Raw genomic sequence first — 8,820 nt, 5'->3', positions numbered from 1 at the left:
GGGGGGCGCGACCACGGCCTGGACCCTGTTCCCCCTGTGGGCGCCCGCCGGCGGCGCGTCGGGCGCGCGCTCGGGCGAATCCGGATCGTGAGGCGGCGGCGTGTCGTTCGGGTCCTTCGTCATGCGGTTCGTCGTGGATCGGGCAATAAGGTCAGAAAGCGATGCCGAGCGTCAGGTACGGGCGCACGCTGTGGTTGCGCAGCCCGTACGCGACGTCGACGTTGATCGGGCCAACCGGGCTGCGCCAGCGCGCGCCGACGCCGACCCCCGGGTAGAACACCTTCTCGCCCCACGCATCGGTCGCGGTGCCGATGTCGAAGAACGTCGCGGCGCCCCAGTCGCGGTTGAACCAGTGCTGGTATTCGGCGGTGCCCGTCATCAGGTACTTGGTCGGCAGCACGGAGCCGGCGACGCTGTTGCCGATGCTCTGGTAACCATAGCCGCGCACCGAGTTCGAGCCGCCCGCGCGGAACAGCAGCGACGCCGGCACGCCGGTCGAGCTGCCGCTCGTGAACACGCCGCCGAGCTCCGCGCGGAACACGAACAGGTCGCGCTTGCCGATCGGCACGTACTGCTGGCCGCGCGCGTAACCGCGGATGAAGGTCTGGTCGGTCAGCACGCCCTTGATCGCGAAGCCGGCCTCCGCGTGGATCAGGTTGCCCGAGCGCGGGAACAGCGGATCGTCGACGTTGCGGCGCGTCCATGACCACTGCGGCACCAGCGCGCGGCTCGTGGTCGGGCCCGCGCCGTTCTGGTCGAGCCGGTCCTGGTAGTACATCAGCGAGTACGCGTAGTCGATGAACTGGCCGGTGCGCGTGCGCTGCGCGCCGATCCGCGCGCTGTAGATGCGCGTGTCCGACACGTTGGTGTTCGTGTACGACGCGAGCACGCTGTTGGTCCACCCTTTCTTGCCGGGCGGCATCGACAGCTGCACCTGGCCATACTGCTGGATCTGGTCGACCCGGCCCGACACGGTGAACGGCCACGCGGCGCCGAACGTGTCGAGGTACGTATACGAGCCCTGCACGTGCGGGCCCGTGTCGGTCGCGTAGCCGACGCCGCCGCGAATGTTGTTGTACGGAAACTCGCTGACCTTCACATGCACGGGCGTGAGCTCGGGCTTTGACGTGTCGTCGCCGACGTCGATCGCGACGCTCGCGTAGTACGGCGTGTTCTGCAGTTGCCGCTGCAACTCGGTGATCCGCCGCGCGTCGTAGATCTCGCCTTCGGACAGCGGGTTGACGTTCGTGACGATCTTCTCCGGATAGCGGCGCACGCCGTCGACATCAACCTTGCCAATCGTAAATGTCGGGCCGCTGTCGAACGCGACGGCCAGCGTCGCGCGCTGCGTGCGCGGATCGATGCGCGCCTCCGACGACGTGATCTTCGCGCCCAGGTAGCGGCGCGACTGCAACTGCTTGAGCGCCTCGCCCTTTGCGGTGTCCCAGCCGGACTGCGTGAACGGATCGCCGGGCTTCAGCGAGAACGCGAAGCGGGTCGCGGTCTCCTGCTTCGGATCCTCGGTGTCGACGGGCCCCTTGAACGTCAGGTCGACCGTCGACACGACGGTCTGCGGCCCCGGATCGACGGCGACGCGCACGTCGCGCTTGCCGTCGCGCGTGCGCACGTCGGTGCGCACGACCGGCGAAAAATAGCCGGCCGTCGCGGTCAGGTCGCGAACCTGCTGCGGCGTGGCGGTCACGAGGAAGTCGAACTGGTCGTCGGTGATGTCGTCGCGCTTCGCGAAGCGCGCGATGTCGAGATGGGCCTTGAGGAGCTTGCGGATCGAGCGCGGCGCGTCGATGTCGACGTCGTACTTCGCGTAGGCCGGCAATACGACGCACGCGGCGAGACAGCCCACGAGGGCGGCCCGGGCCGCGGCACCGACGCCGCGCCGTGCGCGATCACCCGCGTGACGGGCCGCGCGCGGCCTCGCCTCATGCGCCGGATATGCTTGCTGGTTCGCCTGACCCGCCAAATATGACCTCGCCCTCGGTTGTCATGGTTTCGTGGAAAGCCCTGTATTTGACCACAGGGCAGCGGCCCTGCCCGCGCGGGCGCCGCTTTGACGCTTGCGCGCAACGACGCGCGCGCCCGGCCAGTCATGCCCGGCCAGCCGCGCCGCACGCGCCGGCCAGCGGATTCGACGCGCGATTGCCGCCGGCTGTTCCCCGCGATGCGGTAAAATCCCGCCATCGAGAATCCGGCGCATCGTGCGCCGCCCGAAACGGAAAGCCAAGCCATGCCGTACCAGTCCGACGTCACGCAATTCCTGAATCAGCTCAAGCAACAGAAGCCGACGCTCGAAGCCGAGCAACGCAAGGGCCGTTCCCTGCTGTGGGACAAGCAGCCGATCGACCTCGACGAGCGCGAAGAGCAGCAGGAATCGCGCGTGAAGCAAACGTCCTACGTCTACTACCAGAACTTCTGACGACGTGAGCGCCGCCGACGAGGCCAGCGCCGCCCGGCAGGACGACGCGGTCGCCGCGCCCGCGGGCGCCGATTCGACGCCCGACACGGTAGACGGTGTCGCGGCGTTCGCACGCCTGTACGGCGAGCCGCTCTTCAAGCTGCCGCAGGATCTCTACATCCCGCCCGATGCGCTCGAGATCTTCCTCGAGACGTTCGAAGGTCCGCTCGACCTGCTGCTGTACCTGATCCGCAAGCAGAACTTCAACGTGCTCGACATCCCGATGGCGCAGGTCACCGCGCAGTATCTGGGGTATGTCGACCAGATCCGCACGTCGAACCTCGAGCTGGCCGCCGAATACCTGCTGATGGCCGCGATGCTGATCGAGATCAAGTCGCGCATGCTGCTGCCGGTCAAGAAGGCCGACACCGGCGAGGAAGCCGAGGATCCGCGCGCGGAACTCGTGCGCCGCCTGCTCGAGTACGAGCAGATGAAACTTGCCGCGCAGCGCCTCGACCAGCTGCCGCAGCTCGGCCGCGACTTCCTGCGCGCCGAGGTCTACATCGAGCAGAGCACCACGCCGCGCTTCCCGGACGTCGATTCGAACGACCTGCGCGCCGCGTGGGCCGACGTGCTCAAGCGCGCGAAGCTCGTCCAGCACCACAAGATCTCCCGCGAGGAGCTGTCGGTGCGCGAACACATGAGCCTGATCCTGCGCCGGCTGCAGAATGCGCGCTTCATGGAGTTCGCCGACCTGTTCGACACGTCGCGCGGCGTGCCGGTCGTCGTCGTGAACTTCATCGCGATGCTCGAGCTCGCGCGCGAATCGCTCCTCGAGATCACGCAGGCCGAACCGTTCGCGCCGATCTACGTGCGCCTCGCTTACCTGCCCGCATAAGGCGCGCCGCGCGCCCGCGTCGTCCCCGCACACCGCCACACACCGCATTCCGCCGCCGGGCCCCGCCCGCGCGGCCGGCCAGCGGCACGCCCGATTAAAAAGTGAACGACCGTGCTTTTTTCGATGCGCCCGGCGGCCAAATCCTCTACAATCCGCCGACGCCCGATGCGCCGCCCGCGCGCCGGCGTTCTCCGCTTCGACCCCGACGCCGCTGTTGCGGCGCCAACGCGCGCATGCGCGAGGAACCCGCTACCCGATCATGAAAGTCATCAGCTCGATCCAGGAACTGCGCGACCAGTTGCGCGGCCAGAACCGCACGGCGTTCGTGCCGACGATGGGCAACCTGCACGAAGGTCACCTGTCGCTGATGCGCCTCGCGCGCCAGCACGGCGACCCGGTCGTGGCGAGCATCTTCGTCAACCGGCTGCAGTTCGGCCCGAACGAGGATTTCGACAAATATCCGCGCACGCTGCAGGACGACATCGAGAAGCTGCAGAAGGAAAACGTCTACGTGCTGTTCGCGCCGACCGAGCGCGACATGTATCCGGAGCCGCAGGAGTATCGCGTGCTGCCGCCCGACGACCTCGGCGGGATCCTCGAGGGCGAGTTCCGCCCCGGCTTCTTCGCCGGCGTGTGCACGGTCGTCACGAAGCTGATGTCCTGCGTGCAGCCGCGCGTCGCCGTGTTCGGCAAGAAGGACTACCAGCAGCTGATGATCGTGCGCCGGATGTGCCAGCAGCTCGCGCTGCCGGTCGACATCATCGCGGCCGAGACCGTGCGCGACGAGGACGGCCTCGCGCTGTCGTCGCGCAACCGCTATCTGACGACCGACGAGCGCAAGGAAGCGCCCGAACTCGCGAAGACGCTGCAGCGCGTGCGCGACGGCGTGCTCGGCGGCGAACGCGACCTCGGCAAGCTCGAGCAGACCGCGTGCACGCACCTGGCCGAGCGCGGCTGGGCGCCCGACTACATCTCGATCCGCCGCCGCGCGAACCTGATCGCGCCGAGCGCCGCCGAACTCGAAGCCGGCGAGCCGCTCGTCGTGCTCGCGGCCGCGAAGCTCGGCGCGACGCGCCTGATCGACAACCTGGAAATCTGACGGGCCGCCCGCCCTCGCCTCTCACGCATCACGGAGATACCATGCAGCGCCACATGCTCAAATCGAAGATCCACCGCGCGGCCGTCACGCACTGCGAGCTGCATTACGAAGGCTCGTGCGCGATCGACGAAGACCTGCTCGAAGCGGCGAACCTCGTCGAAAACGAACGGATCGACATCTGGAACATCAACAACGGCGAGCGCTTCTCGACGTACGCGATCAAGGGCGAGCGCGGCAGCGGGATGATCTCGTTGAACGGCTCGGCCGCACGCCGCGCCCAACTCGGCGACCTCGTGATCATCGCGGCGTTCGCGATGGTCGACGAAGCCGAGCTGCAGGCCGGCTGGAAGCCGAAGCTCGTGTTCATCGACGAAGGCAACAAGATCAAGGGCCACCGCGATCACGTGCCGACCCAGAACTGGACCTGATCCAGGCGGCGGCCGGCGTGTCGCGACACGCCGGGTCGCTGTATCGCGGCGCACCGCGCGCCGTGGCGGCCGGTGTCGTGCGGCCGTAGACGTACGAAGGGCCTGATCCGGCGCGATGCCGGATCAGGCCCTTCTTCATTCGACCGGATCGCCGTCGGTTCGCCGCCGCCGGTTCGCCCCGGGTTCGGCCGGTGCGGTCAGGACGCCTTGCCGACCTTCTCCGCTTTCGGCGCGCGGCGCTCGGCCCATTCGACGATCGGCCGCCACTGCTCGAGATCCTTCTCGACGCGGCTCTTCGCGACGTCCCACAGCGTCAGGCCGTGCGCGGCGATCTGCACGTAGTTCTGCGTGTCGCGCACATAACCGAGCACCGGCAGCCCGAGCCCTTCGACGAAACGATGCAGCTGGTCGGACGAGCGCGTGCGCGCGTCGACCCGCATCCCGACGATCCCGACCTCGACGCTGCCCTTGCGCACGGCCTTCTCGCCGGCGAGGCGCTCCAGAAACTGCTGGGTCGCGAGAATATCGAACATCGACGGCTGCAGCGGCACGATCACCTTGTCGGCGAGCTGCAGCGCGACGCTGAGCCGGTTGCCGTGCAGGCCGGCCGGCGTGTCGATCACCGCATATTCGAGGCCGCGCGGCGGCTTCGACGGCGCGTCCGGATCGAGCTCCCACGCCTCGATCGCCGGCAGGCCGGCCGGCCGCAGGTCGAGCCACGCATGCGCGGACTGCTGCCGATCGAGATCGGCGAGCGCGATCCATGCGCCCTGCGCCGCGAAATAGCCGGCAAGATTGGTGGACAGCGTGCTCTTCCCCACGCCGCCCTTCGGATTCGCCACCACGATGACCGTCATGAATTCCCCCAAAAAGCCGCGCGGCGCCTGCCGCCTCGCAGGCGCCGCTCGATTGCGGATACAGGGAGCGATGATATCGGCAAACGGGGGGTCACCGGAACGGGTCGCGCCGATGCCCGCCCTGTTTATGCAGTCCGCGTCGCGGCGCGCGGTGCGCCGAGCGCGAACGCGCCGCCGCCCAGCAGCGCCTGCACGGCCAGCGTGGCCGCCCAGAACGCCGGGTATTCCCAGCCGCCGTGCGGCGACGCGAAGCTCCAGCCGTTCGGCAGATGCGCGGACACCGCGCCGAGCATGAACGGCAGCAGCACGAGCGCGACGATACGCACGCGGAAACCCGCCAGCAGCGCGAGGCCGCCGGCCAGTTCGACGAAGGTCGTCACGTAGGCGAGCCAGCCCGGCAGGCCGATCGACGCGAAGAACTGCGCGGTGCCGGGCAGCGTGAAGACGAACACCTTCTGCGCGACGTGCGCGAGATACAGCACGCCGAGTGCGACACGCAGCAGCGTCGCGCCGAGATCGTTCAGGCGATTGGGGTTCATGGCGAATTCCTTTTGAGTGGCTGAGAATGGATTGCACTCTATTCGAATCGATTCGACCGATAAACACGCGCCAACGCTTTAATTGATTCCTGATAAGAATGAATCGGGCCGTAAAAAAGGGCATGACCGAGCATGCCCTGACGTCCTGTCTCCGATACGCCTGTCAGCCGCCGCTCTTGCCTTGTGAGGCGTCGCCCGAGCCGGTCGGACCGCCGCCTGGTGTGTACGAGTCGCACGCGTGCGCAAGCGCCGACGCGCCCAGCAGCGCCGCGAGCAGCACGCTCAACCACCATCGAGTCTTCATCGTCGCGCTCCTTCGGGCGGACCTCCGCCCACCTGAGTTGTACGCGATTCTGCGCAAAATGCCAGGCCGGCCGCGCCGTGCGTCAGCGGAACTCGGCGTACAGCGCGCGCAGGTCGAGATGCTCGGCGAACGAATCGGCCAGCCGCTCCAGCGACGCTTCGCGCAGCGCCGGATAGTCGATGCGTTCCGCGCCGTCGAGCCCGGCCCACGCGAGCAGTGCCGCGCACGCGTCGGGCGCGTCGAACAGCCCGTGCACGTAGGTCGCGAGGATCTGCCCGTCGGCCGACACCGCGCCGTCCGTGCGCACGCCGCCCGGTGCGTCGCCCGCCGCCAGCGCCAGCGCGGGTGCCGCAAGCGCCGGCCCGCGCGTGTCGCCCATGTGGATCTCGTAGCCGTGCACGGCGGCCGCGCCGGGCAGCGCGAGATGCCCGGTCACGTTCTTCAACGTCTTGTCGGGCTGCAGCGTCGTGTCGAAGTCGAGCAGCCCGAGCCCCGGCACGCTGCCCGGCGCGCCCTCGAGGCCCAGCGGATCGTCGAGCGTGCGGCCGAGCATCTGCATCCCGCCGCAGATGCCGATCACCTTGCCGCCATAGCGCAGGTGCCGGCGGATCACCGCGTCCCAGCCCGCGTCGCGCAGCCACGCGAGATCGCGCTGCACGCTCTTCGAGCCGGGCAGGATCAGCAGGTCGGCGTCCGGCACCGGGCCGCTCTTCCAGTACGTGAACTCGACCTGCGGATGCGCGCGCAGCGGATCGAAATCGGTGTGGTTGCTGATCCGCGGCAGCGCGGGCACCACCACGCGCAGCACGCCGGCGTCGCCGCGCGCGGCGGCGCTGCGTGCCTGCGACGGCAGCATGTCCTCGGCGTCGAGCAGCAGCCCGTGCAGGTACGGCAGCACGCCGAACACCGGCTTGCCCGTCTGCGCGCGCAGCCAGTCGAGGCCCGGTTCGAGCAGCTTGATGTCGCCGCGAAAACGATTGATGACGAAACCGCGCACACGCGCGCGCTCGCTGTCCGACAGGCACGCGAGCGTGCCGACCAGATGGGCGAATACGCCGCCGCGATCGATGTCGGCCACGAGCACGACCGGGCAATCCACGCGTTCGGCGAAGCCCATGTTCGCGATGTCGCCTTCGCGCAGGTTGATCTCGGCCGGGCTGCCCGCGCCTTCGACGAGCACCGTGTCGTAGCCGGCGCGCAGCCGCGCGTACGATTCGAGCACCGCGTCGAACGCGACCGGCTTGTAGTCATGGTACGCACGCGCATCGAGGTTCATGCGCGCCTTGCCGTGAATGATCACCTGCGCGCCGCGATCGCTCGTCGGCTTCAGCAGCACCGGGTTGAAATCGGTATGGGGCGCCACGCCCGCGGCGAGCGCCTGCAGCGCCTGCGCGCGGCCGATCTCGCCGCCGTCGGCCGTCACCGCGCTGTTCAGCGCCATGTTCTGCGGCTTGAACGGCGCGACGCGCGCGCCCGCACGGCGCGCGAGGCGGCACAGGCCCGCGACGAGCGTGCTCTTGCCCGCGTCGGACGTCGTGCCCTGGATCATCAACGTGCCGCGCGGCGGCGCTTCGGGTGCGTTCATCGTGTGCAAGGTCGTGGCGAAGCAAAGGCCGCATTATCGCCCGCGCCGCCGCGCGCGCGCCGTTACAATCACGCGATGATTCCGCACGACCTCACCTTCGTCCTCGGCGGCGCGCGCTCGGGCAAGAGCGCGCACGCCGAGCGGCTCGCCGCCGACAGCGGCCGCTCCGTCACCTATATCGCGACCGCGACGGCGAGCACCGCCGATGCCGAGTTCGAACGGCGCATCGCGCATCACCGCGTGCGCCGGCCGGCCGACTGGGGCTTCGCCGACGCGCCCGTCGACCTCGCCGGCACGCTCGCGCGGCTCGACGATCCGCGCGCGTGCCTGCTCGTCGACTGCCTGACGCTGTGGCTCACGAACCTGCTGTGCCCGCTCGACGGCGACCCGCTCGACGACACGCAGTACGCGGCGCAGGTCGAGCGGCTCGAACACGCGTTGCGCAACGCGCGTGCGATGGTGATCGTCGTCAGCAACGAAATCGGGCTCGGCGTCGTGCCGCTCGGGTCGGTCACGCGCCGCTACGTCGACGAGCTGGGGCGGCTGAACCAGCGCATCGCCGCGCTCGCGACACGCGTGACGCTGCTGGTGGCCGGGCTGCCGCTCGAGCTCAAGGCCGGAGCGCCGTCATGCTGATGCTGTCGCTGCCCGTCGTCGCGATGCTCGCGGTCGCGGCCGCGATCGTCGATCGCATCGTCGA

General features: G+C 69.0%; 10 protein-coding genes. 5 read left to right on the top strand and 5 right to left on the bottom strand.

Going from position 1 to position 8,820, the window contains the following annotated elements; all coding sequences use genetic code 11:
- Positions 1-151 precede the first annotated feature (151 nt).
- Positions 152-1,978, bottom strand: a complete 1,827-nt coding sequence (locus F3J14_RS31735; RefSeq protein WP_166726288.1) for an autotransporter assembly complex family protein — start codon at positions 1,976-1,978, stop codon at positions 152-154.
- 264 nt (positions 1,979-2,242) lie between these two features.
- On the opposite strand from F3J14_RS31735, the gene F3J14_RS31730 reads away from it, so the two are divergent.
- The 4 genes from F3J14_RS31730 (at position 2,243) to panD (ending at position 4,835) form a co-directional block, all read left to right on the top strand.
- A complete protein-coding gene (locus tag F3J14_RS31730; protein ID WP_166726287.1) occupies positions 2,243-2,431 on the top strand; it encodes a DUF3460 family protein in 189 nt (62 codons plus the stop codon).
- Positions 2,432-2,435: 4 nt separating this feature from the next.
- A complete protein-coding gene (locus tag F3J14_RS31725; RefSeq protein WP_166726286.1) occupies positions 2,436-3,308 on the top strand; it encodes a ScpA family protein in 873 nt (290 codons plus the stop codon).
- 259 nt (positions 3,309-3,567) lie between these two features.
- A complete protein-coding gene (gene panC, locus F3J14_RS31720; RefSeq protein ID WP_166726285.1) occupies positions 3,568-4,407 on the top strand; it encodes a pantoate--beta-alanine ligase in 840 nt (279 codons plus the stop codon).
- A gap of 41 nt (positions 4,408-4,448) precedes the next feature.
- Positions 4,449-4,835 (top strand): aspartate 1-decarboxylase, encoded by a 387-nt coding sequence (gene panD, locus F3J14_RS31715; RefSeq protein WP_006754524.1) that lies wholly within the window; start codon positions 4,449-4,451, stop codon positions 4,833-4,835.
- A 197-nt stretch (positions 4,836-5,032) separates the two neighbouring features.
- On the opposite strand, the gene F3J14_RS31710 is transcribed toward panD, so the two are convergent.
- From F3J14_RS31710 to F3J14_RS31695, 4 genes are all read right to left on the bottom strand, one after another.
- The gene (locus F3J14_RS31710; protein WP_166726284.1) at positions 5,033-5,692 is read right to left on the bottom strand and encodes a ParA family protein; all 660 of its coding nucleotides are present in this window, start codon (positions 5,690-5,692) and stop codon (positions 5,033-5,035) included.
- Between the two features lie 125 nt (positions 5,693-5,817).
- Entirely contained in the window at positions 5,818-6,231 is a 414-nt protein-coding gene (locus tag F3J14_RS31705; protein WP_166726283.1) for a DoxX family protein, read from the bottom strand.
- A gap of 163 nt (positions 6,232-6,394) precedes the next feature.
- On the bottom strand, positions 6,395-6,535 hold the full coding sequence (locus F3J14_RS31700) for a hypothetical protein (protein WP_166726282.1): 141 nt from the start codon (positions 6,533-6,535) through the stop codon (positions 6,395-6,397).
- A gap of 82 nt (positions 6,536-6,617) precedes the next feature.
- Entirely contained in the window at positions 6,618-8,120 is a 1,503-nt protein-coding gene (locus F3J14_RS31695) for a cobyric acid synthase (protein WP_166726281.1), read from the bottom strand.
- Between the two features lie 75 nt (positions 8,121-8,195).
- On the opposite strand from F3J14_RS31695, the gene cobU reads away from it, so the two are divergent.
- Positions 8,196-8,756 carry a bifunctional adenosylcobinamide kinase/adenosylcobinamide-phosphate guanylyltransferase gene (cobU, locus tag F3J14_RS31690; RefSeq protein WP_166726280.1) on the top strand — a complete coding sequence of 187 codons (561 nt, stop codon included), beginning with the start codon at positions 8,196-8,198 and terminating at the stop codon, positions 8,754-8,756.
- Positions 8,757-8,820 lie beyond the last annotated feature (64 nt).

The sequence above is a fragment of the Burkholderia sp. Tr-862 genome, assembly GCF_011753085.1.
Lineage (GTDB): Bacteria > Pseudomonadota > Gammaproteobacteria > Burkholderiales > Burkholderiaceae > Burkholderia > Burkholderia ambifaria.
Note: the sequence above shows the minus strand (reverse complement) of the source record. Positions and strands in the feature narration are given on the sequence as shown.

Bases quoted from the DNA above. Each gene is read 5' to 3' on its own strand.
- F3J14_RS31730 (WP_166726287.1), top strand. From the start codon at position 2,243: ATGCCGTACCAGTCCGACGTCACGCAATTCCTGAATCAGCTCAAGCAA.
- panC (WP_166726285.1), top strand. From the start codon at position 3,568: ATGAAAGTCATCAGCTCGATCCAGGAACTGCGCGACCAGTTGCGCGGC.
- panD (WP_006754524.1), top strand. From the start codon at position 4,449: ATGCAGCGCCACATGCTCAAATCGAAGATCCACCGCGCGGCCGTCACG.
- F3J14_RS31710 (WP_166726284.1), bottom strand. From the start codon at position 5,692: ATGACGGTCATCGTGGTGGCGAATCCGAAGGGCGGCGTGGGGAAGAGC.
- F3J14_RS31705 (WP_166726283.1), bottom strand. From the start codon at position 6,231: ATGAACCCCAATCGCCTGAACGATCTCGGCGCGACGCTGCTGCGTGTC.
- F3J14_RS31700 (WP_166726282.1), bottom strand. From the start codon at position 6,535: ATGAAGACTCGATGGTGGTTGAGCGTGCTGCTCGCGGCGCTGCTGGGC.
- F3J14_RS31695 (WP_166726281.1), bottom strand. From the start codon at position 8,120: ATGAACGCACCCGAAGCGCCGCCGCGCGGCACGTTGATGATCCAGGGC.
- cobU (WP_166726280.1), top strand. From the start codon at position 8,196: ATGATTCCGCACGACCTCACCTTCGTCCTCGGCGGCGCGCGCTCGGGC.